Annotated in this window: 20 protein-coding genes; 8 read left to right on the top strand and 12 right to left on the bottom strand. The window is 66.6% G+C overall.

The genetic code is table 11. The features are described 5' to 3' along the window. Positions 1-31: 31 nt before the first annotated feature. The 5 genes from IHE57_RS05990 to IHE57_RS05970 form a co-directional block, all read right to left on the bottom strand. Entirely contained in the window at positions 32-826 is a 795-nt protein-coding gene (locus IHE57_RS05990) for an NAD(P)-binding domain-containing protein (protein ID WP_209371641.1), read from the bottom strand. Between the two features lie 122 nt (positions 827-948). Next, positions 949-1863, bottom strand: a complete 915-nt coding sequence (gene bla, locus IHE57_RS05985; protein ID WP_209371638.1) for a class A beta-lactamase — start codon at positions 1861-1863, stop codon at positions 949-951. A gap of 308 nt (positions 1864-2171) precedes the next feature. Next, positions 2172-3008: a MetQ/NlpA family ABC transporter substrate-binding protein gene (locus tag IHE57_RS05980; protein ID WP_209371636.1), complete on the bottom strand. Its 837-nt coding sequence runs from the start codon at positions 3006-3008 to the stop codon at positions 2172-2174. 64 nt (positions 3009-3072) lie between these two features. Beyond that, positions 3073-3747, bottom strand: coding sequence for a methionine ABC transporter permease (locus tag IHE57_RS05975; protein WP_209371634.1), 675 nt, complete (start codon positions 3745-3747; stop codon positions 3073-3075). Then, positions 3747-4715 carry a methionine ABC transporter ATP-binding protein gene (locus tag IHE57_RS05970; RefSeq protein WP_209371631.1) on the bottom strand — a complete coding sequence of 323 codons (969 nt, stop codon included), beginning with the start codon at positions 4713-4715 and terminating at the stop codon, positions 3747-3749. Before IHE57_RS05970 ends, IHE57_RS05975 begins: the two co-directional genes overlap by 1 nt. Before the next feature lie 346 nt (positions 4716-5061). Here IHE57_RS05970 and IHE57_RS05965 point away from each other — a divergent pair, with 346 nt between their 5' ends. Genes IHE57_RS05965 through IHE57_RS05955 form a run of 3 tightly spaced genes read left to right on the top strand, consistent with a single transcriptional unit; the run spans position 5062 to position 8198 of the window. Then, entirely contained in the window at positions 5062-6045 is a 984-nt protein-coding gene (locus IHE57_RS05965; RefSeq protein ID WP_209371629.1) for a glycosyltransferase, read from the top strand. After that, positions 6042-7664: a hypothetical protein gene (locus tag IHE57_RS05960; protein WP_209371627.1), complete on the top strand. Its 1623-nt coding sequence runs from the start codon at positions 6042-6044 to the stop codon at positions 7662-7664. The genes IHE57_RS05965 and IHE57_RS05960 overlap by 4 nt, the downstream gene beginning before the upstream one ends. 21 nt (positions 7665-7685) lie before the next feature. After that, entirely contained in the window at positions 7686-8198 is a 513-nt protein-coding gene (locus tag IHE57_RS05955) for a GtrA family protein (protein WP_209371625.1), read from the top strand. 14 nt (positions 8199-8212) lie between these two features. Here IHE57_RS05955 and IHE57_RS05950 read toward each other — a convergent pair whose 3' ends face one another. From IHE57_RS05950 to IHE57_RS05935, 4 genes are read right to left on the bottom strand one after another with little or no spacing between them, the layout of a single operon-like run. After that, entirely contained in the window at positions 8213-9415 is a 1203-nt protein-coding gene (locus IHE57_RS05950; protein ID WP_209371623.1) for a DUF6716 putative glycosyltransferase, read from the bottom strand. Continuing rightward, entirely contained in the window at positions 9402-10481 is a 1080-nt protein-coding gene (locus IHE57_RS05945; RefSeq protein ID WP_253719940.1) for a polysialyltransferase family glycosyltransferase, read from the bottom strand. Before IHE57_RS05945 ends, IHE57_RS05950 begins: the two co-directional genes overlap by 14 nt. Further along, positions 10474-11865, bottom strand: coding sequence for a polysialyltransferase family glycosyltransferase (locus tag IHE57_RS05940; RefSeq protein WP_209371621.1), 1392 nt, complete (start codon positions 11863-11865; stop codon positions 10474-10476). The genes IHE57_RS05945 and IHE57_RS05940 overlap by 8 nt, the downstream gene beginning before the upstream one ends. Beyond that, positions 11865-12836, bottom strand: a complete 972-nt coding sequence (locus IHE57_RS05935; RefSeq protein WP_209371620.1) for a glycosyltransferase family 2 protein — start codon at positions 12834-12836, stop codon at positions 11865-11867. Before IHE57_RS05935 ends, IHE57_RS05940 begins: the two co-directional genes overlap by 1 nt. Before the next feature lie 191 nt (positions 12837-13027). Here IHE57_RS05935 and IHE57_RS05930 point away from each other — a divergent pair, with 191 nt between their 5' ends. After that, positions 13028-14785 carry a polysaccharide pyruvyl transferase family protein gene (locus tag IHE57_RS05930; protein ID WP_209371618.1) on the top strand — a complete coding sequence of 586 codons (1758 nt, stop codon included), beginning with the start codon at positions 13028-13030 and terminating at the stop codon, positions 14783-14785. A gap of 165 nt (positions 14786-14950) precedes the next feature. On the opposite strand, the gene IHE57_RS05925 is transcribed toward IHE57_RS05930, so the two are convergent. The 3 genes from IHE57_RS05925 to IHE57_RS05915 form a co-directional block, all read right to left on the bottom strand. Then, positions 14951-15838 (bottom strand): N-acetylneuraminate synthase family protein, encoded by an 888-nt coding sequence (locus tag IHE57_RS05925; RefSeq protein ID WP_209371616.1) that lies wholly within the window; start codon positions 15836-15838, stop codon positions 14951-14953. After that, positions 15835-17184, bottom strand: a complete 1350-nt coding sequence (locus IHE57_RS05920; RefSeq protein ID WP_366933864.1) for a cytidylyltransferase domain-containing protein — start codon at positions 17182-17184, stop codon at positions 15835-15837. The genes IHE57_RS05925 and IHE57_RS05920 overlap by 4 nt, the downstream gene beginning before the upstream one ends. 304 nt (positions 17185-17488) lie before the next feature. After that, positions 17489-19240: a dolichyl-phosphate-mannose--protein mannosyltransferase gene (locus IHE57_RS05915; RefSeq protein WP_209371614.1), complete on the bottom strand. Its 1752-nt coding sequence runs from the start codon at positions 19238-19240 to the stop codon at positions 17489-17491. Positions 19241-19469: 229 nt separating this feature from the next. Between IHE57_RS05915 and IHE57_RS16670 the strand changes: the two genes are divergently transcribed. The 4 genes from IHE57_RS16670 (at position 19470) to rsmI (ending at position 22523) form a co-directional block, all read left to right on the top strand. Then, positions 19470-20246: a DUF4190 domain-containing protein gene (locus tag IHE57_RS16670; RefSeq protein ID WP_366933863.1), complete on the top strand. Its 777-nt coding sequence runs from the start codon at positions 19470-19472 to the stop codon at positions 20244-20246. Positions 20247-20410: 164 nt separating this feature from the next. Beyond that, positions 20411-20893 (top strand): DUF4190 domain-containing protein, encoded by a 483-nt coding sequence (locus tag IHE57_RS05905; RefSeq protein ID WP_209371605.1) that lies wholly within the window; start codon positions 20411-20413, stop codon positions 20891-20893. Positions 20894-21075: 182 nt separating this feature from the next. Beyond that, positions 21076-21594 carry a DUF4190 domain-containing protein gene (locus IHE57_RS05900; protein ID WP_209371604.1) on the top strand — a complete coding sequence of 173 codons (519 nt, stop codon included), beginning with the start codon at positions 21076-21078 and terminating at the stop codon, positions 21592-21594. Positions 21595-21671: 77 nt separating this feature from the next. Then, complete coding sequence (gene rsmI, locus IHE57_RS05895; RefSeq protein WP_209371772.1) at positions 21672-22523, top strand: 16S rRNA (cytidine(1402)-2'-O)-methyltransferase; 852 nt, start codon at positions 21672-21674, stop codon at positions 22521-22523. The last annotated feature ends 191 nt before the right edge of the window (positions 22524-22714 follow it).

The raw sequence follows: 22714 nt of genomic DNA, 5'->3' as shown, positions 1-22714 counted from the left end.
ATGCTCTAACCGCGCATCCGCCTCGGCGAGTTCAGTCGGCCGAACCGGTCACGCGGGCGAAGACGGCGTTCAACGCGGCGGCGAGGCGGTCGCGGTTGGCCTCGTCCATCCACTCGTGATTGAGCTGCTCATTGAGCCCGCCCGGCGTCTCGTGGTCGGCGACGAGCTCCGCGATGGGAGTGTCGGTTTCGGCGAGGGTGGTGCCGAGTCCGACGAACTGCCCGCGGATGAAGTGGTCGGCATCGGCCTGCTCCCAGCCCTGGCTGACCAGCCACGAGGTGATCGTCTGCAGGAACGCGAAATGCGCCGACATCGTCGCTGTCGTCGCCGAGAGCGTGCTGAACATCGTCTCGTCCGCGGCCGTGACCGATCCGCCGAGGTGGCTCAGCAGTTCCTCGATCGCCTGGCTCGCGGGGTACATCGCGGTCACGCCCTTGCGCTCGCGCACCGCGGGCAGCGGTATGATGCGCACGATGGTCGGGGAGTGGGGCAGGTGCTCGGCGAGTCGATCCGTGGCCATCCCGGCGACGGCACTGACGAGGGTTCTGTCCGCGGGGATGTCTAGTTCGTCGAGAACGGCGGCCGCCTGCTGGGGGAGGACCGCGAGGACGATGAGTTCGCTGCGATCGACGACTTCCTGGTTGCTGTCGCACACCTCGGCGGTCTCGACCGTCGCAGCCAGATGCGCCGAACGGTCTGCATTGCGCGGGGAGAGGAGGAACGAGTATCTGTCTTCGGGCGCGGCGACGGTTTCGGTGGCCGCGTGCAGTCCTTCGACCATCGCCGAGGCGATCTCGCCGACTCCGATGAATCCGATCGTGGTCATGTTGCCCTCCTGCAGGTGACGTCGCTTCAGTCTCGCATTGTTCCATCGCGTGCGGAGCGCCACCAGTGTGCGTTCCCGACCGAGGGGAGGAGTCGCCTCGGTGAGGGGGTCGCTCGCGCACATCATTCGAAGCTGTGCAGAATCACCTCGGCGACGGCTTCGACGAGGGCCGGCCCCTCTTCGGAGTCGGGGTCATCGGTCTCGGTGAGCACGGACACGACGATCGGGTCCTCGCCGGGAGGGGAGACGACGGCGATGTCGTTCTGGATGCCGTCGGAGTGGCCGGACTTGTCCTTGACCGTCCAGCCCTCGGGAGCCCCGGCGCGGATGAGGGGATCTCCGGTCTCGTTGTCAGACATCCACTCCAGCAGCAGGTCTCTGTCATCGGTCGACAGCCGTTCGGGGTCGATCAGCCCCTCGAGGTCCGAGGTGAAGGCCTCCGGCGTGGTCGTGTTGTCGGCGCTGCCGGACTTGACGTCGTTGAGGTCCGGCTCCTCATTGACGACCTCGGTGGTCGCATCCCCGTGGTCTTCCAGTGCCGCGTCGAGTCCCTCGGGGCCGCCGATCTCGTCGAGCACGATGTTCATCGCGGCATTGTCGCTGACGCGCAGCGCCGCCTCGGCGATTTTCTCAAGCGGCAGGCCGTCATCGACGTGCTTCTCGGTCACGGGCGTCCAGCCTGCTTGATCGACATCGGCCTGTGACCATGTCACACGCTTGTCGAGCTCTTCGGGCGTGGTGCGGTCGAGAAGCTCGGCGACGGCGAAGACCTTCAATGACGAGGCGAAGCCGAAGCGCTCATCGGCCCGATGGCCGACCGTGGTGCCGTCGGAGGTGTCGAGGGCACTGACACCGACTCTGGCGTGGAAGTCCTTCTCGAGGGATTCGAGCTTCGCGGTGACCTCCGCCTGCTGTGTGCGGTCCTCGGTCGGCTCGGCGTTGCCGACCTCCGTCGGATCGGCGCTCGGGGAGCAGCCGCTGAGGGCGAAGGCGGTGAGCGCTGTGGCGGCGAGGATCTGCAGTGATGGTCTGGTCATGGTGTCTCAGCCTCTCATATGTCTGCGTGTGCCTCTGGTCGATGTCGGCATCGTGAACGGCACTGTGCTGAACTGGCGTTCGTCACGAGATGTTCGCATGCTTCTCCTACACATAGCGCCATAACATCCTGCAGGAACAGGAGGTTATGGCGCTAGCGGTGTTGGGTACTTTGCTGCGGGGAGGTTGTGACGCCGCCGGGCGGTACTGGCACTTACGGTGTGTGATGGGAGCGGCCCCCGCGCAGGAGCGGCCCCCGCGCAGGAGCGGCCCGCGCGCAGGCTCAGCCCCCAGTCCAGACCCTTCAGCCTCAGAAGCTCGGCAGAACCGACCCGTCGGACCACTTCTTCTCGATGAATTTCTTCACCTCGGGGGAGTGGAGCAGCTCGTCGAGCTTCTTGATGTTCTCATCGTCCTTGTTCTCAGTGCGCACGGCGAGGAAGTTGCCGTAGGGGTTGTCCTCGGCGGACTCGAGGAGGATGCCGTCCTTGGCCGGGCTCAGACCCGCCTCGAGGGCGTTGTTGCCGTTGATGACGGAGGCGTCGACGTCTTCGAGGGTGCGAGCCAGCTGCGCGGCATCGGCCTCGACGAACTCGATGTCCTTCGGGTTCTCCGCCACGTCGGAGAGCTTGGCATCGACGGCGTCGACTCCGTCCTTGAGGGTGATGACCTTGGCCTCCTCGAGCATCTTCAGCGCCCGGCCCTGGTTGGCGGGATCGTTGTTGATGCCGATCTTCGCGCCCTTGGGCAGATCGCCCACGTCCTTGATGTCCTTCGAGAACAGGGCGAAGGGTTCGAGGTTGATCGGGTCGAAAGCGGTGAGCTCGTACCCCTGGCCCTCGACCTCGGAGTCGAGGTAAGGCTTGTGCTGGAAGTAGTTCGCGTCGAGATCGCCGTCCGACAGCGCCTTGTTCGGCAGCGTGTAGTCCGTGTACTCGGTGACCTCGATGTCGAGCCCGGCGTCCTCGGCGAGGTTCTCATCGACGAAGCGCAGGATGTCACCCTGCGGCACCGGAGTCGCGCCGACGGTGAGCTTCGTCAGCTCCCCGTCCTTCTGCCCGACGGAGTCGGTGCCGCCGCCGACGAGTCCGCAGCCGGACAGCAGCAGTGTCGCACTCGCGGCGATGGCGATGAGCTTGGTCTTCATTGAGATTCTCCTTGGTGTGTTCGCTGTGTGTGGAGTGCGGAAGGCTGCAGTTCGCCGAGGCGGCTCAGCGGTGGTCGACCAGGCGGGCCAGGCGGTCGCCGATGAACTGGATGATCGTGACGATGAGGACGAGGACGATGATGCAGGCGATCATCGTGTCGCCCTGGTAGCGCTGGTAGCCGTAGGAGATCGCCAGAGCACCGAGTCCGCCGCCGCCGACGGCACCGGCCATGGCCGTATAGGACACGAGGGTCACCGAGGTGACCGTGGCGGCGCCGATGAGGCCGGGCTTGGCCTCGGGGATGTAGACCTGACGGACGACCTGGCCGTTCGAGGCACCCATCATCAGGGCCGCCTCGATCTTGCCCTCGGAGACCTCGCGCAGTGAGTTCTCGACGAGCCGGGCGTAGAAGGGGATCGCGCCGATGGTCAGGGACACGACGGTGGCCTGCCAGCCCAGTGCCGAACCGACGACGAATCGGGCGAAGGGGATGAGGGCGATGATGAGGATGATGAAGGGGATCGAGCGGGTGACGTCGACGATGAATGACAGCACCCGGTAGACGAATGCGTTCGAGTTCAGTCCGCCCTTCGATGCGGTGAACAGCCAGATGCCCAGGGGCAGCCCGACGAGCACGGCCAGTCCAGTGGACCAGGCGGTCATGAGCAGCGTCTCGACGGTCGCGGGCCACATCTGATCCGTGATCGCGGGGTTGTCGAACCATGTCGGGTCGTTCATCAGGCTGCCTCCTCCGCGTAGATTCCATCGGCTTCCAGGGCGCTGATCAGGCTCTTCGCCTGCTCGGCCGAGTCCACGGTGAAGCGCAGCCGGCCGATCTGCCGGCCCTCGATCGTCTCCACGGCACCGGCGAGGATCGCCTCGGCGCTCACTCCGGCCTTCTGCGCAGTGGTGAGCACGGTGGGCAGATCCGTGCCGGCCAGGGACACCTCGACGAGGCGGTTCGCCTCATCGTCGATCCCGACCGGGGGAAGGGGGACGAGGTCGCGGGCCAGGTCCGAGCCGGGCTCGGCGATCACCTCGGCGAGTCTGCCGGTCCTGGCCACCTGGCCGTCGGCCAGCAGCGTCACGGAGTCGCAGATCTCGCGGATGACGGACATCTCATGGGTGATGATGAGGACGGTGATGCCCAGACGGTCGCGCAGGGAGCGGATGAGGCCGAGGATCTGAGCCGTCGTCGACGAATCCAGCGCCGAGGTGGGCTCATCGCACAGCAGCACCTTGGGCTCCGCGGCCAGCGCGCGGGCGATGCCGACGCGCTGCTTCTGCCCGCCGGAGAGCTGGGCGGGATAGTTGTCGACGCGGTCGCCGAGGCCGACGATCTCGAGCAGCTCACGGGCCTTGGCCAGGCGCTCGGCCTTGGCCACTCCGGCGATCTCGAGGGGATGGGCGACGTTCTTCAGCGCGGTGCGCGAGTCGAGGAGGTTGACGTGCTGGAAGACCATGCCGATGCTGCGGCGGGCCTCGCGAAGCCCGGCGCCCGTGCGGCCGGTGAGATCGACGCCGTCGATCGAGACCGTGCCCGAGGTGGGGGACTCGAGACCGGTCAGGCAGCGGATGAGCGTGGACTTGCCGGCTCCCGAGCGGCCGACGATGCCGTGGATCTCTCCGGCAGGGACCGTGAGGTCGATCTCCTCCAGGGCGACGGTGTCCGCGAACACCTTTCGCAGTGCGCGCAGTTCGATCACAGGCGCCTCCTCGTGTGGTCGGTCAGCGCCGACCACGGTGGTGGGCGGCGGATCAGGGGATGGGTCGGCCCGCGATCCAGCAGGGCCGACGATTCAGGATGGCAAGGCAGCGCATGAACTTCACAGGCAGATGTCATAAAAGGACGCATAATCGGCAGTTCGTGACCAAGCGCATAACGCGGACGGTCCTGCATCCGTGCTTTTGGGTCATGCTCAGTCGAAGATGCCGTGCCGTTTCCTCCTTCGTAACCCCCAGTCCATGTCCGCCGCGTAGACCGGAGGAATCGACAGAGCAGACTGCCGGCACAGCCTCGGCGGTCGCAGACCCACCACGATTGGACAGGGCATGCACGAAGGACCGGACATCGCGGCGATCGTTCCCTGCCACAACGAGGAGATCACCGTCGCCAAGGTGGTCACCGACCTCAGGGCGGCCGTCCCCGGCATCACGGTCTACGTCTACGACAACTGCTCGAGCGACCGGACCGCGCAGCGTGCGGTCGAAGCCGGGGCCATCGTGCGCAGGGAGGACACCCCGGGCAAGGGCAATGTCGTCCGGCGGGCCTTCGCCGACATCGACGCCGACATCTATGTCATGATCGACGGCGACGACACCTACGAGGCGGCCCACCTGCCGGAGATGATCGACACACTCATCTCCGGCCCCTACGACCACGTGCTCGGCGTGCGACAGGATAATCAGGAAACCACCTCGTATCGGCCCGGCCATGAGACCGGGAACCGGATGTTCAACCAGCTGACCGGATGGCTGTTCGGCTCGCAGGTGTCCGACATGCTCTCGGGCTATCGCGTGTTCTCCCGCCGCTTCGTCAAATCCTTCCCCGCGATCAGCCGCCGATTCGAGATCGAGACCGAGCTGACCGTGCACACGATGTCCCTGCGCCTTCCCAGCACCGAGGTGGCCGTGGACTTCCGCGACCGACCCGACGGCAGCGAGTCGAAGCTGTCGACGTTCAAGGACGGCTTCCACATCCTCGGGCTCATCTCCGCGCTGGTCCGGCACGAACGCCCGCGCCTGTTCTACGGCACACTCACCGTGCTGCTCGCGGCACTGTCGCTGGTGTTCGGGCTGCCGGTGGTGTGGGAGTTCTGGCAGACCGGGCTCGTGCCCCGATTCCCGACGGCGATCCTGGCCGCGGCACTCATGGGGCTGGCGTTCCTGCTCGCCAGCGTGGGACTGACACTGGACGGGCTCCGCCGGGCCAGACGGGAGACCTCGCGGCTGGCCTACCTCAGCCTGCCCGCCGTCGGTGACCGAGCCGCTGCTGCCGGGGTCGACGCACGGGTGCGGGCACGCCTGGCTTCATGAGCGAACCACGACCGAAAACTGCGCGAATTCTCCAGTCCGCTCGTCGCCCCGTCGGCTCGGGGACGCCCCTGCGGCTGGACTCGCCGCTGCTGTGGGATCTGCTGCTGGCGGTGCTCACCGCTGTCTGGTCGCTGCTCTTCATCCGGCTGTTCTACCCCGGACGCGTCAACGTCGATATCGCCGAACAGTACCTGCAGGCGACGGGAGAACACCCCTTCACCGACTGGCACCCTCCGGTCATGGCCGTGCTGTGGCGCGGGCTGCTGGCACTGACCGGAGAGGCCGGAAGCCTGCTCGTGCTGCAGGTCGGCTTGCTGGCCGTGGCATCCTGGCTCATCGGTGTGCTGGTGCACCGCACGGGCGCTCCGAGGTGGGTCTCACTGCTGGGGCCGGCAATCATGATCACCCCGTGGGTCGTCTCGCAGATGACGACACTGTGGAAGGACACGCAGATGGCCGTCGCGCTTCTGCTCGGCGCGGTGCTCATCATCATCACTCGTTTCGCTCCGAAGACGTGGCCGCTATGGTTCCCTGCCTTGGCGCTGCTCGTGTATGCGGTGGCGGTGCGGAAGAACGCCGTCTTCGCCGTCGTGCCGATCGCCGTCTTCGGCGGATACTGTCTGCTCGGCCTGTGGCGAGAACATCGACGACTCGGGCATCGGCAACGCCGAGCCGGTCGCCGGGACCGCCCCTTTCTTCCCGTTGCCGTGATGTCGCTGGTCGTGCTTGCGCTCATCGGCGGAGGTCTCAAGGTCACCGAAGCAGCCATCGCTTCACAGGTGGAGGTCGAGAAGACCGGCCAGATCTCGCAGATCATGCTCGACGACGTGATGTTCTCCGTCCCCGATGCCGAGCTCATGGCCGCCGACGCCCCGACCGAGCTCAAGGAGCACATCAGCTCCGCCCGCGACAGATGCCTGGAGAAGAAAGAGATCTGGGACTCCTACTGGAACTGCTACGGCAAAGGGGAAAGCGGAGAGGACTTCTCTCCGATCGCCTACCAGGATGAGCTCCGTCAGCTGTGGCTGCACGAGGTGATCACCCATCCCTTGCGCTATGCCGAGTACCGCACGGCAGTGTTCTCCCACTACTTCTTCACCTCTGCCCTCGAATACTGGCCGGCCGAATGGCACGGCGAAGCCGAGAAAGCCGGGATCGAGCCCGGCAACGCCAAAGCCGACTACATCGTCAGACCCTATGTGGAGGACTTCGCGCTGGGGACGTTGCCGATGCTGTTCACCCCATGGTTCTGGACGCTCGTCGCCGTCGTACTGCTCGGTCTCGGATGGCGCACGCATAAGAAGAGAAGGCAATCGGTTCTCGAAGAGCGCGCCTCAGCCACCCGCGCACGCTCCTTCTGGCCCGAGATCACGGCCTTGGCCACCTCGGCGCTGTGCTATGTCATCGGATATTTCCCGATCGTGCCGGCCAACCATTTCCGTTACACGTTCTGGCCGGCACTGGCGGTGAGCGCGGCCATGGTGCTCGCGCTCGAGATGTGGCGACGCGACTCGCGAGTGCCGCCGAGCAACGCTGCGGCTTCGTCGGCCTCCGATGCGGTTTCGCCGGACAGCGCAACCACTCCGACCGGCCCGGCATCCAGCGAGTGCGAAACCTAGCGACATAGACTGGGGGCAGTTATGAAAGAGCCTGTTTCGGTCCGACTTCGGCGCCTCGCGGTGGAAGCCTTCAAGTTCCTCACCGTCGGCGGCCTCGGCTATATCGTCGACGTGGGACTGTCCAACGTGCTCGCCTACGGGCTCGGCCCGATCCCCGCACTGCTCGAGGGCAGTCCGATCAAATCGAAGATCATCTCGACCGTCCTGGCCATGATCGTCGTCTGGATCGGCAACAGACTCTGGACCTACGGAGACCGGACCACCCAGTCGAACATGCGCGGCGTCGTCCTCTTCGTCGCCGTCAACCTCGCCGGAATGATCATCTCCGTCATCCCGCTCGGCGTGACGTGGTACCTGCTGGATATGCGCGATCAGCTCACCTACAACATCTCGACGAACATCGTCGGCATCGGTCTGGCCACACTCTTCCGCTTCTACGCCTACCGGACGTGGGTGTTCAAGGACGAAGCCCCCGACACCGAGGTGGTCGTCCCACTGGAAGAACCCCGCACCGTCCCCGACGACCGCGGCTGAGGCTCACGATCTCCTCAGCCCAGGCAGCGCAGCTTCCGGTAGGCGCTGATGACGGGGGCAGGGGTGACCGTGCGCAGCTCGGCGCGCAGCAGCACACGCTTCTGCCTGAGCACGTCGGACCTACGGTTCGGCAGCTGAGCGGTCCGGGCGCGGGTGGCCAGCAGCCCCAGACTGCGGCGCAGCTGACTGTCCTCGGAGTGGAAGTAGTTCTCGGCCAACCATTCAGGGTCGGGAAAGCCGATCGCCCCGGCGGCCACCTCGGCGAGAGTCCCGGTCGCACCGGAATCCGCGAAGACCTCATTGAGCAGACCGGGGTCGAAGCCGAAGTCCGAGATGAGCAAGGTCGGGATGCCGCGGTCGATGGACTCGAGGGCCGCCGTCGACGACACGGTGACCAGCCCGGCCCCGGGAGTCAGGAAGTCCGAGAGAGGGCCGAAACCCAGCTCGATGTCTTCAGCCCCCGGAACACCCCGTCGGCGAAGGCCCTCGAGGATCTCGACGTAGGAATGGTGCTCGTGGTGGGTTTCGAACTCGCCGGGGCGGGAGCGCATCTTGATGATGGCCCTCGAACCGTCGTGACGATATGCGAATTCGGCGAGGGCCGCAACGATCGCCTCTCGCTCCTCCAGGCCGTCGGGAACCTTGGCCTGCGGGGCGAAGACCAGGGTGCGGGGAGCCTCGGCGATGAGCTGCGGGATTCCTGCAGATCGCAGCATCGGCAGACGCGCCAGCAGGACCTCGCAGGGCACCTGCGTTCGGTTGCTGGCCTCGGTATAGGCGGCCGCCTCGGCGAAGGAGTGGGTGATGAACGCATCCATCAGTCGGCGATAATTCATCCCCTTGCTGCGGGCGGGCAGCCCCATTCCCGGCAGGCCCGAGACCAGGGCCGGGCGATGCGCGAGCATATGTGCGGTGAGGAAGACCTGGGCGACGATCGGGCCGGTGGCGGCGCCGAGGACGATGTCGGGGGAGTGGTCGGCGATGACCCGTGCCAGGTCGCGGCGGGTGATGACGGGGATCTCCCGATGCTGCCAGGCGGTGCCGGCGACGGCGCTGGCGATCTGTTCGGCAGTCGGCAGGATCGGGTTGTCGATGAGGACGACGCGACCTTCGACGTCGGGCAGGCTGCTCAGCAGCTGGGTCGCCCATTTGAGGTAGGACTCGCTGTCGGAGACGGAGAGGATGCGGACGGTCTCCGGTGGTTCAGGAATCCACATCTGCCTTGACCGCCTGGGCGTTGAGGGACTTCCGCAGACTATCGGGCGAGGCACCGGTCCACCACTGCGCGGGAACCTCGGTGACGCTGATGGTCACGTCCGGATTGAGCACGGCCAGGGACACCGCCGCGGTCGAGGGCAGGCTGCGGATCGTCGAACCGGGCGGCAGGTTGACCAGGCGCAGTTCGATCGGCAGGCCGACGTGCTTGATCCGCACGCGGTCGTCGCGGGCGAGGTCGGCGAGGAATTCGTCGGTCTCGCGCCGATGCGGATAGTAGGTGATCGAGCCGTGGGTGTCGGTGATCTCGTCGACCCACACTCGGTAGGCGGCTGCGTCGATGAGCCCGTCGGCGGCCAGTGCCGAACCGATGACGGGGTTGTCGCGCGGGTGGCTGCCGCCGGTGGGCAGGGTCTGGAGGTGTTCGAACCTGTGTCGGGTGATCTCGCCGCCGGTCTTGAGGAAGGCCTTGCGCAGAGGTTTGGACACCGGCAGCGCAGTGTGCCAGCGCAGTCGGCCAGCCATTGCCAGGCCGCGCAGACGGTCGGCGACATGAGCGGCCATGACCGTGCGCGAAGCCTTGAGCTTCTGCCTGGGCCGGACGAGGGGACCGCGCTTGGCGGTGAGGATCTCGACCGTCGAGTAGGTGGCCAGACCGTCGTCGAGGATGACGACCTCGGGCATGCGACGCTCCAGATAGGCCAGCGACAGCGCCTTGTGCACCTGTCCCGAGCAGGCATCGCCGAGGTAGATCCGGTCGAAGTTCGCCTTGCGCAGCACACCCGGTTTCGCGCCTTCGCGTTCGAGGCGCACATTCTCCGGCAGCCAGGAGGTGTCGAAGGCGTCGAGGAACGAGGTCATGCCCTTCGCGTTCGCCCGCGCGCGGATGAGCAGGTCCTCGTGCGGCTCATGGGATTCGAGCGCGGAGAGGAACTGCAGCGGGGATTCGACGAACGCAACCGATGCCAGCCGGGTTCGCTTGTTGCCGGGACGCTTGCCGGGCTTCTCGTCGGGCTTCTTGTCGGGCTTCGGGGTGTCGTTCTTCGCAGTCATCAGCAGCTCAGCCATTCTTCCTCAGCTTCGATGCATCGACGGTGATGCCATAGTCCTTGAACACGCGTTGGGTGCGTTTCGCTCCGGCGGTCAGACGTCGCTTGGCCGCGCTGAGAGTCTTCCGGTGCAGCGGTGCCTGCAGCCGTCCCGGCAGGTCGAGCGCGGTCAGGCGCTTGCGTTTGAAGTACTTCATGTCCGGCCCGCCGACCGCCGAGCGCAGGAAGTCGATGGCGCTGCCGCGCAGATGCCCGGCGGAGCTCGGCTGCATGCAGTAGGTGACGGCGTCGATGAGCCCGTTGAGGTCGTCTGCGCCCCTCCCAGCCAGGCCGCCGGGCAGTTCGAACCGACCCGAGTGGAGGGCGTCGACGATCGTCAGCGGAATCCGGTTGCTGTTCTGATATGGAGCCAGATCGGCCAGCAGCCTCTCGGTGCCGACGGCGGCGGTCTGACAGCCATAGAGTCCCTTCGCCGTCGCCAGACCGGTCGAGAAGCAGGAGACGACGAGTTCGGGGCGGGTGGCCGAAACGACGATCTCGGCGAGCAGCGGGACATCGGCGAGGACGAAATCGAGGCCGGCCTCCTCACAGCGGCGACGCAGCGGTTCGATCGTCGTCCGCGCCGAGGTGGGGTGCGGTTTGAAGACCACCGTGCTCAGCCCGCTGTCCCTGACCACGTCGATCATCTGCCGGTGCAGCTCGAGCTCCTCCTCGCCGGTGATGAGGTCGAGCTGAGCGAGGTACTGCCCGAGCACGAGCGCACTGCCATCGATCCGCGAGTCCAGGCCGGCGGCTGCCAGTTCCTCGGCCACCTCGGCGGTCATATCGTCGATGACCGAGGCCAGTTCCGCGGTCGGCAGCACCTCCCTGTCCGGGTTGTGCTCGGCCAGCTGACGTGGGGTGATGCCCGGCAGCAGATCCGTGTAGAAGATCGCCCGCAGCCGCTGCCACTGCGGCAGGGTGAGCGGATTGCGGATCGGTCCGTAGCTCATCAGTCCGTCCGAATGGACGCTGATCGCGGCGGTGGCGAAGATCTGCGTCAGCGCCCCGGCAGGGTGGCCGGGCAGGGACTCGACGATGAGCTCGACCGGCTCACGATCGCCGATGTCCCACTCCCGCCGCAGGGCACGCTCCATGATCGGGGCGCGCTCGCCGGAGATGCCGAAGGCCTTCGGGTGATTCGGCCAGATCGCGGCATTCCAATCGATGACCGCATCGAAGTCGGCGAGCAGACCGCGCGAGCCGGGCATGGCATCGGCGGCCGGGGTCAGCTCCGGGGCGAAGGAGTTGTTGGCCACCACGAGGATGCGGCGAGCCTCGGCCTCACCGAGGCGGCCGGACCGGATGAGGGCGACGACGTTCGCCAGCTGGTACTGGGTGGAGATCTCGATGATCTGAGCCATCAGCGGACCCTCCTGACGATCGGGTCGATGACGGGCAGTCGGCGTTCGCCGAAGTTGGCCAGGGCGAGATCGATGACATCGCCGCCGACCGATCTCAGCGTGTTCACCGCCCCGATGTTCAGCTTCTCGCGCACGGCCCGCGACATCGACGAACCGCGGTTGACGATCTGGAAGTAGAGGATCGACAGGAAGTTGCGCACTGCCTTCTGCTCGAAACGGCGGAGGCCCGGGTCTGCCTCGAGCATCGCGAAGACGGAGCGGAAAGCGGGGATGAAGTCGAGTTGACGCTCGTCGAAAACGGCCGTCAACGAGGTGGTGCTGCCCTTGCGGTAGCACAGCCCCGCGGTGTCGACGACGGCGAAGGAATCGGCCTCAAGGTGGTGGCGCCACGTCCAGGGCCGGTCCTCGCAGGTGCGCAGGGACGGATCGAAGTCGAGCAGTCCGCGCTCGGCCATCGACCGGGAGTAGATGCCCGTCCAGCATTCGGGGAAGTCGACCATCGTCGAAGCGTCATGGGGAAGGATGAAGTCCCGCGGATTCAGGGCCGTGTTGTGCTGGGCGCAGGGGGCTCGGCGAAGCTTGCGGTTGAAGCCGTTGACGATGAGGTAGTTCGTCTTCACGAAGTCCACACCCAGTCCGGTGATGGCGCCGGTCAGGGAGCGCAGGTGGCCCGGGGCGTACCAGTCGTCGGCGTCGAGGTAGGTGATCGTCTGCCCGGTCGCGGCTTCGAGGGCGGTGTTGCGAGCCGTGGAGACTCCGCGGGAGTCCGCGTTGTGGATCTCGATGAGATTGAGCCGCTCGGAGTATTCGCCGATCACCCCGGCCGTGTCATCGGTGGAGCCGTCGTTGACGACGATGACCTCGAGTTCATGGGCGGCGAAGTCCTGGTTGACCAGGCTCGTGAGAGTCCCGCCGATGGTGGCCTCGGCGTCCTTCGCTGCGATGATGACGCTGACGACTGGTGTGGGCATTGGGTCCTTTCGCGCGCCGGATGGGGCAGGTGGTCGCCCCTTCCGCGGTTTCCGGGAGCTGGCCGGGGTCGGGTGCTGTGCACGTCCGAACGATCGTAGAGGCGGCAGGAGAACAGAAGGTGGCGAGCAGGTGTACGCACACGCCCCCGCCTGTTCACCCGGTGTTCTTCCGCCGGCCGTAGTCTTGGCCGATGGCGGCTCTGAGACTCTTCCACTTCGACATTCCGACCTGGGGCAATTTCGGCGACAAAGCACTGTTCCCCGTCGTCAGGGACGCCTTCCGAGTCCTGGGCGGAACGGATTCGGCAGGGACGGCGCCGAGGTTCACGTTCACCTCGGCGGCGGCCCTGCGACGCGAAGTCGACGAGGCGGCCGTCGAGCGGATCAACGCCACCGCCGATGCCGTGGTCGTCGGAGGGGGAGGGCTGTTCCTCCAGGACACGAACCCGAACCGCCTGTCCGGCTGGCAGTGGAAGATCTCCGCCGAGGTGCTCGCCGCCCTCGAGGTCCCGCTTATCGTCTATGCGCCCGGGGACAACCGTTTCCCCGGGCAGCCGGACTTCGACGAGCTCATGCGCTCCCATGTCGGCCGAGTGCTCGAGCGGTCGGTCTTCTTCGGCCTGCGCAACACCGGCAGCATGGAGACCATGGGGCGGCTGCTGGGCGAGCGGGACCGCATCGCCTATCAGCCCTGCCCGACGACGATCCTCGACCACCTCTATGCACCGCTGGCGGGCAGGCGTCCGGACCCGGCCGAGAGGACCGTGGCCATCCAGATGCTCGTCCATCCTCGCCAGATCGCCGCGGGCTTCGATGCGGAAGCCATCCACGAGGCAACGGTGACGGCCGCGCGGATCCTCGCGGGCAGGGGGTGGAAGGTGCTGAGCACGCCGTTCCACCCCGACGACGCCGAGGTGTCCAGGCGCCTGATCGCCGAGGTGCCCGGGGTGGAGGAGGTGCGCCTAAACGGTCATGACGTCGGGTTCTTCACCGGCATCGACGTCTTGAGCTCCGTGCCGTATGTGCTCGGCGGGCGGGGGCACGCGCAGATGATCCCCTTCGGGGTCGGGGCGATCCCGATCTCGCTGGATCTGCACGCCAAGCTCGGCTATTTCGCCGCCGACATCGGCCATCCTGAGTTCGTGGTGCCGGTCGGGCCCGAGGGGATGCGCGGTCAGACGCCGGGTGGGAGCATCGACCCCGCCGAGGCGGCCGCGAGCGGCGATGTGACGGACGGTGCGCGGCCCGCCGATGTGCGAAAGGCGCGCGCCGAGGCGCTTGCCGAGCGCATGGTCGCAGCCCTCGAGGATGCCTATGCTTCCGGCAGTGATCTGCAGGCCGACCTGGCCGATACCCGTGCCCGCTTCGCCGAGGTCACTGCCGAGAATCTCGCCGCCATCAGCCGCTCGCTGGGCCCGTGTTCCGGGGTGAAGGCCGTTCCGGCAGATGACGGCCGAAGCCACGCAGCCTTCGTCGGTGCGACTGGTGGCGTGCTCCGGACCTCGGAGGACATCCGCGCCGAGGAGTTCCATGTCGCCGCGGTCTCCGAATCCGAGGAGGTCGCCGCGCAGCAGTCCCGCACCCTCGCCCGCACTCGTCGAGAGCTCACACACGTCCGACGCGGCAACGAGCAGGCGCAGAGTGAACTGAGGGAGTTGAAGGCGCAGTCCGAGGCGCGACTGAATCTGATCGAGGCCGAGCGCGACGAGGCGCGAGCCGAACTCGCCCGAACACGTATGGACATCGCAGCCCTCGAGCGGGAGAACACACAGCTCGGACAAGAGGTCACGGCGCTCACCGGCGTGGTCGCGCGAGAGCGGGAAGCGCTCGCGGCCGAACGCAGCCGGACCGCCGGCGAAGAGGCGAGAGTGCTCGCTCGCAAGCTCCGGCACGGTGTGCAGTGGCGGGCCCGCCGGGTGATTCGGAGGCTCCGACGCCTCGGCGGGTGACGGCGCAAGAGAGGCACCATCCTCTGGGGACGGGGTCGTATTCGGTGCAGCCGAACGGGATCGGCCCCACCACTTCGGCGGGTGACGGCACCGAATCGGCCCCACCACCTCGGCGAGGTGATGGGGCCGAACTGTCGGCTGCGGTCGCGGCGGTCCGATCTCGGCTCAGACAGTGACCTTGCGCAGCGAATCGATCTTCGATTCCTCGCCCGGCATGACGCGCTTCTCGCCGTCGCCGAACGCGGTCTCGAGCACGCGGACGCCCTTGACGAGCGAGGCGAACTCGCGCGGTTCCATCGACGCGGACTGGTCCGAGCCCCACATCGAGGAGTCGAGGGTGATGTGGCGTTCGATGGTGACGGCTCCGAGGGCTGCGGCAGCGAAGGAGATCTCGAGGCCGAGTTCATGGCCGGAGTAGCCGACGGGCACACCGTAGCGCTGCCGCATGGCGGGGATCGCCATGAGGTTGACCTCGTCGGGAGGCAGCGGGTAAGTCGAGGTGGCGTGCATGAGCACGAGCCTGTCGCGGTCGAAGATCTCGACGGCGCGGTCGAGGGTCTCCCAGTCGGACATGCCCGAGGAGCACAGGACGGGCTTGCCGGTGGCGGCGATGGCCCGCAGCAGCTCGAAGTCCGTCAGCGAGGCCGAGGCCACTTTGAAGGTGAGCGCATCGAACTCGGTCTCGAGGAAGTCGACCGAATCGGTGTCCCACGGAGAGGCGAACCACTGCAGTCCGACTTCTTTGGCGTAGCGGTCGATCTCGGAGTATTCGTCGATGCCGAACTCGACGCGGTGCTTGTAGTCGATGTAGGTCATCTCGCCCCACGGGGTCGAGCGCATCTTCGACTTCTGGTGTTCGGGGACGGCGACCTCGGGGTTGCGCTTCTGGAACTTCACGGCCTGCGCGCCGGCGGTCACGGCGACATCCATGAGCTGCTTGGCGATCTCGACGTCTCCGTTGTGGTTGATGCCGATTTCGCCGATCATGTACACGGGCTGACTCGGGCCGACGAGGTGGTGTCCGATGGCCACGGGGGTGAGTCGATCAGTCATGAAACCTGCTTTCGGTTGGCACGCGCCGAGGCTGCGTGGTTGGTGAGCAACGGCTGTTGCTGTCGGATGGGCGGTTGACGGTCGGGGACGGTGGAGGGGTGTCCGCCTGGGAAGGCGGCGGACACAGGGGCCAGGGTCGGGCTCGGACCTGATCCGGCCGCCTCGGCGGGGATGGGGATGAGGTCGCAGACCTCACGGACTGCGCCCCTGCCGCCGGACCGGTCGAGGACGATGCGGGCGGCGGCGAGGACCTTGGGGTGGGCGTCGGCGACCGCGATCGGCCAGCCGACGACGTCGAAGGCTTCGAGGTCGTTGATGTCATTGCCGACGTAGGCCACGCGGGCGGGGTCGAGCCCGTTGGTCTCGATCCAGGCGCTGAGGATGTGCGCCTTGCTGTCGATGCCCTGCGCGACGTCGACCTGCAGCTTCTCCGCGCGGCGGGTCACGACCGGGTTGCGCTCCTTCGACAGGATCATCACCGGCACCCCGGACTGCACGAGGCGGGAGATCCCCATGCCGTCGCCGCGGTGGACGCGGACCTGCTCGTTGCCGTCCTCATCGACGTAGGCGCCGTCGTCGGTGTGGACGCCGTCGAAGTCGGTGACCAGCGCGTCGACGTCGATGACCTGCGCGGTCTCCTGAGTGGAGGCGATGGCGCGGACGAGGCTGAGGTCGGACATGTCGTCGATCTCGCGGGCGTGTTCGGGCGGGACCTCCTCGATGCCGATGCGGCCGAAGAAGCGGTGCCCGTGTTCGAGCAGGCCGGCGGTGCGCATGACGTAGAAGGCCCCGGTCTCGTTGAAGTGCTTGGCCCGGTCCTGGCGGCGCGGCCGGTAGGCGGCCTCATGGCCGACGGCCACCGCCTGGTCGCCGTCGTCGATCCGCCACAGGAAGGAGTGGTCCTCGACCGCGGAGAACACGACATCGGCTTCGTCGTCGCGGACGGCGCGCACCGCGTTCTCGACGGAGGCGGAGTCGATGAAGGGGGAGGTGCACTGCATGAAGACCGTGATGTCGTAGTCCTCGTCGAGGGTCGACAGGGTGTGGATGAGCGCGGATTCGCTGGTCGCGGTGTCGCCGGCGATCTCTGCGGGACGGTGGGACACCTCGGCGCCGGTGCGCAGGGCTTCGGCGGCGATGCCCTCGTGGTCGGTCGAGACGACCACGCGGTCGATGCTGGGGCTGGCCTGGGCGGCGTTGATGGCGCGAGCCAGCAGCGAGATGCCCGCGACCTTCTGCAGGTTCTTCAGGGGGATGCCCTTGGAGCCGCCGCGGGCCGGGATGATGGCCACCGCCCGATGTGTGCCGGGTGCGGTGGGTGCGGGGGTCGCCGAAAGATCATTCACAATGATTCGACGCTAACGACGCGGTGTTACCTCAAGGTGAACGTGCCATGTCGCCGAGGCGACCCTTCGATGGCGAAGCCGTGACGGACCGTCCGACGCCATGATTCGGCGGCGGGAGCCGCCTCGAACCGGCGGTCGGGACGACGTCTCGGATCGGCAGTGACGACGTCTCGGATCGGCGGGTTGACGGCGGAAGTCGCTTGTTCAACGACGCGTCAGGGTTTCGATGCGTGGCAGGCGCTAAATCCTGATTCGTCGTTGAACGAGGCATCGAGCCGAGCGTCTCACGCGCCGGGATCGGGGGTCAGCGCCAGGTGATGTTCCACATTCGGTTGTTCCACGCGGTGAACGGGATGACTTCGCCGGTGTAGATGGGCCAGAAGTAGGCGAAGGCAAGAACGGCCGCGGCCAGGATGATCCCGACGCTCATGCGGCGCGCGAACAGGGCGGCCGAGATCCGCGCGAGACGTGGACGGTGCCCCGAGGCTTGCCTCCCCGGTGCCCGACCCCACAGCAGGGTGAGGCAGTAGGTGACGGCGAGGACGACGAAGGGCACCATGACGATGGTGTAGAACGTGAAGATGGTCCGCTCCTGGTAGGCGAACCAGGGCAGCCAGGTCGCGGCCAGTCCGGCGAGGATGACGGCCGGGCGGACATCGCGGCGGATGATCCACACGATGAGGCAGATGAGGACCGCGAACGGCGCCAACCCCCAGATCACGGGATTGCCGACCGAGGTGATCGCCGAGGAGCACTTGTCCGCCAGGCACCCCATGTCGCCCTGGTCGTAGGACTCGTAGTAGAACGAGGTCGGCCGCCATTGGACGATCCACCCCCACGGGTTCGACATATAGGGGTGTTCGGAATCGAGTCCGACGTGGAACGAGTACGCCGTGTAGTGGTAATGCACGAGCGAGGGCAGCCACTGCAGCCATTCCGGCAGCGACTGCCACCAGCCGAAGTTCTCCGCCGCCCACTGCCGATCCCACGCATCGTCCGAGCGGATCCACCCGCTCCAGCAGGCGAGGTAGGTCACGAAGGCGGTCGGCACGAGTTTGAGGAACGAGGGAATGCTGTCGCGGATGAGCATGCCCAGCCACGGATGCACGACCCCGGCCCGATACCGCGAATGCACGTCCCACGCGACGAGGAGGATCCCGAACGCGGCGGCCGCATAGAGACCCGACCACTTCACCCCCATGGCCAGGCCCACGCTGATGCCGGCGGCGATGATCCAGGGACGCACGCCGAGGCGGGGCCCGAAGTTGATCTCATCCCTTTCCTTCCGGTCACGCCTGCGTCGGGCTGCCGCGGTCGGGGGAGCCGCCTCGGCGACGGGGGATTCCGACCGGTGCGGATCCGCAGTCGATGGCGTCCACCGGGCGAGGCGCTTCGTCACCTGTTCTCGGTCGAGGAGGACGAAGAAGAAGGCGAGGAGGACGAAGGCCATGAGCACGATGTCGAGCAGGCTCGTGCGGGAGTGGACGAAGTGCTCACCGTCGATGGAGAGGAGGCCGGCGGCGACGCAGGCGAAGAACGCCGAGCGGAAGAGCTTCCAGGCGATGACGCCGATGAGGAAGATCGTCAGGGTGCCGATGATCGCGACGGAGAAGCGCCAGCCGAACGAGTCGTCGGCGCCGAAGAGGTCGATGCCGATGCCGATGAGCCATTTGCCCAGCGGCGGGTGGACGACGTATTCGGGGGTCGGTTCGATGACGCTGGGGTCGCCGGCGTTGAAGGAGTCGTCGGCGTTCTCGGGCCAGGAGCGTTCGTAGCCGAAGTTGAAGACCGAGTAGCCGTCCTTGACGTAGTACGTCTCGTCGAAGATCAGGCGGTGGGGGAAACCGAGACGGAACAGGCGCAGGGCCGCGCCGATGCCGGTGATGACCAGCAGGGCAGGCCACATCCACACCGGTGCGCGGGTGGCCCACATGCCGGCGTGGAAGGTCTCCCGACGCATCGCCGCAGCTCCGGCGCGCACCTGTTCGCGTTTGCGCGCGAGGCGCTCGCGGGCGATGCGCCTGGCGGGGGAGGGGGAGTCTGCCGTGTGTGTCATCGTCTTACAGTCTAGAGTTCGCGCCTGCCCGGGCTCTCATGCGACCCGCAGGGCCGGTGGGAGTCTCAGGTGATCGGCAGGGGCGGGGACGCTTGCGATCGGCAGGGCAGGGACGCTTGTGTTCGGCAGGGCCGGGGACGACGAAGGGCGGGATCGTCGCTTGCACACGAGATTCTTGGGCATTCGCCGACGTGCACGACTAAAGTGGTGGGGTACAAGCAGTGTCTGAGTGAAAACGGTGCAGAACGTGTCCCACAACCCCGAATACCGCCCGAGTGATCCACCTCAGGTCGGCTCGCAGCAGTTCAACGCCAACTATGGATCCCAGCCGCAGAACGGTTCCGGGCAATACTCGCAGGGTCAGCCTGATGGGAGTGGACAGACATACTCCCAAGGTCAGCCGTACCCGCAGGGATACGGCCAGGGCGGGGGTTACGGTTCGCAGGGTGGAGGCTATGGTTCGCAGGGATACGGCCAGCTCGGCGCCTACGGTTCGCAGGGCGGGTACAGCCAGCCCGGTGCCTACGGTTCGTACGGACAGTCGGGATCGTACAGTCAGCCAGATCCATACAGTCAGTCCGGTGCCTACAGTCAGGCGAGTGCCTATGGCGCCTACAGCCACCCGGGTGTCTACAGCCAACCGATGACCTACGGTGCGCAGCCGATGTTCGTGCGCCCCGTGCCCAACAAGTTGGCCGTGTGGTCGATGTGGATGGGCATCATCGGAATCGGCGGTGGGTTCGTCTGTGGGCTGCTGTCGTTGCTGCCGCTCATCGGATTCCTGTTCAGCATCGTCGCGATGTTCCTGTGGGTCGCACCGATCCTCGCTGTCATCTTCGGCCACATCGGACTGCGCCAGATCAAGCGAACCGGCGAAGACGGCCGTGGTCAGGGGATCGCAGGTCTGATCATGGGTTACGTCAGCATTGCCCTCGGCCTGTTGGGGCTGATCATCATGATCGGCGTCTTCGGACTCGGCTTCATGGCGATGATGAGCGGCTACTGAGCCGCCTCGGCGGGTGCGATTTCGGCCCCGTCACCCGTGGTGCAGGACTGCAACACGATTCGGTCTCCGAGCGCTCCTCACCTCGATAGCGTTGTGACCAGACATCGGGGGCGCCGCTGACAGGCCTCCCGGAAGACGACCACAGCTTTCGGAGCGCAACTGATATGTACACTCGTCAACTGCCCATCGGCAGCACGTACACCGGATCGAGCCACTCCTCGGCGAAAGTCGGAACAGTCCCTGCCGCTCAGGCTCGGGTGGCGATGCGGGCGCCTGTCACTTACAGCAATTCGGCACCGGTCACGTACGGCAGCTCGGGTCCCGTCACCTATGGCAGCTCGGCACCGGTCGTCGTCTGCCAGCAGCTCGCACCGACGAACTCCTCAGCGATCGTCGCGTTCGTACTCTCCCTCATCTCGTTCGTCTCCTCCGTTTTCCTCCTCGGCTTCGTCGGCATCATCTTCGGCCACATCGCCCGCTCCCAGATCAAGCGCCGAGGCGAACGCGGCAACGGAATGGCGGTGGCCGCGCTGTGGCTGAGCTACCTGAGTGTGATCTTCTGGATCCTCTTCTGGCTGGCCTACTTCGGAGTCATTGCGCTGATGATCGGCTTCGTCATCGTTGCAGAAGGCGCGACGATCAGCTGATGCACCGTCACGATGCGCTCAACTGCTCCGCGGCCGATCGCGGGCCGGTGCCGCGCCAACACCCGGGCCGGGGCCGAGCCGCCGCCGCGCGCCCCGCAACTGTGACAGACCTGTAACCACGCCGCCTTTTGCCGGTATCGCCGACTCTGTACCGTTGAAGGCAGACGCAAGGAGAATTCGCCATGAGCAGTCAGGACAACTGGAACAACCCGGACATGTACTACCAACAGCCCCAGTCGAACCCCGACGGGGGACACGGTGCACAGTCCTACGGAACCAACACGGGCTACGGATCCAACACGGGCTACGGATCCAACACGGGCTACGGATCCAACACGGGCTACGGTTCCAACGCCACCTACGGTTCCAACGCCTACGCGGCGAACGCGCAGTACGCCGGTGGCCCGGGTTACGTCTACCAGCCTCTGCCGCCGACCAACGTGCTCGCCATCGTCGGTATGTGTGCCTCGATCTTCGGAGTCATTTCGTCGTTCTTCATCGGCGGCATCGCCGGGATCATCATGGGGCACATCGCGCGCAAGCAGATCCGGGAACGCGGAGAGCGCGGTGACGGCATGGCGGTCGCGGCACTGTGGGTCGGATATATCGGCACGGCTCTGTGGATCCTCTTCTGGGCCTTCATGGCGCTCCTGTATCTGGGCATGTTCGCTGTGATCTTCGCCGGAGCAAGCGCTTCGTGACGCAGGAATCCGATGTCGCGGAGCGGGAGCTCGACGTGGACGCTCCACTCGCCGCCACCGAGCCGAACCCCACCGAGATGAACCCCACCGAGCCGAACCCCACCGGGGGACGACTCGTCCTGGTCGGGACTCCGATCGGCAACCTCGGCGATGCGAGTCCGCGGATGCGGCAGACCATCGAAGCCGCCGATGTCATCGCCGCCGAGGACACGCGCCGCTTCCTCTCCCTGGCGCAGCGTCTGGGCCTGCGGCACACGAACCGCGTCATGAGCGTCTTCGACCACAACGAGAGCTATCGCGCTCCCGAGCTCGTCGAGCTCATCGCCGCAGGTCAGACCGTCGTCCTGCTCTCCGATGCGGGCATGCCCGCCGTGTCCGACCCCGGCTATCGCGTGGTCAAGGCCTGCGCCGAGGCGGGCCTTGCGATCACGTCCACGCCCGGTCCGTCCGCGGTGCTCATGGCGCTGGCGGTCTCCGGTCTGCCCAGCGACAGGTTCAGCTTCGAAGGGTTCCTCCCGCGCAAGTCGGGCCAGCGCAAGCGGCTGCTCGAGGAGCTCAAGGCAGAGAAGCGGACGATGGTCTTCTTCGAGAGCCCGCACCGCATCGCCGACGCGATGGACGACTTCGCCGAGGTGATCGGCGCCGACCGCCCCATGAGCATCAGCCGCGAGCTCACGAAGACCTACGAGGAGACCCTGCGCGGAACCGTCGGCTCACTGCGGGAGGCGGCCGCCGCTGGCCTGCGCGGGGAGCTGACCCTGGTACTCGCCGGTGCCACCGAGGTCGAGTCCGCTCCGGAGGACCACCTCGGCGAGGTCAGCGCACTGGTCGACTCCGGTGTACGCGCCAAGGATGCGGCCGGGCAGGTGGCCAAACGCTTCGGGCTGTCGAAACGGGAGGTCTACGAGGCCTGGCTCCACCGCGAGTGACGTGCTCGGCCGTGGCGTGCTTTCACCTATCGGGAGGTGGGCCCAGCGCGTGTGGTGCGCGCAGCCGGGGGCGACTCGTGCGCTTCTCGGTGTGGGTGGGCTGACGTTCAGCCGACAGCTCGGTCCACGATTGAGGGCTCGGTATGGAACTAGTGCTTTCTGTCGTAGATCGAGCTCTCGCAGGGGGCGGC

It is taken from the genome of Brevibacterium renqingii (assembly GCF_017808105.1).
Taxonomy (GTDB): Bacteria; Actinomycetota; Actinomycetes; order Actinomycetales; family Brevibacteriaceae; genus Brevibacterium; species Brevibacterium renqingii.
The sequence above is the reverse complement of the archived record's forward strand: the minus strand, read 5'-3'. Positions and strand labels throughout refer to the sequence as shown.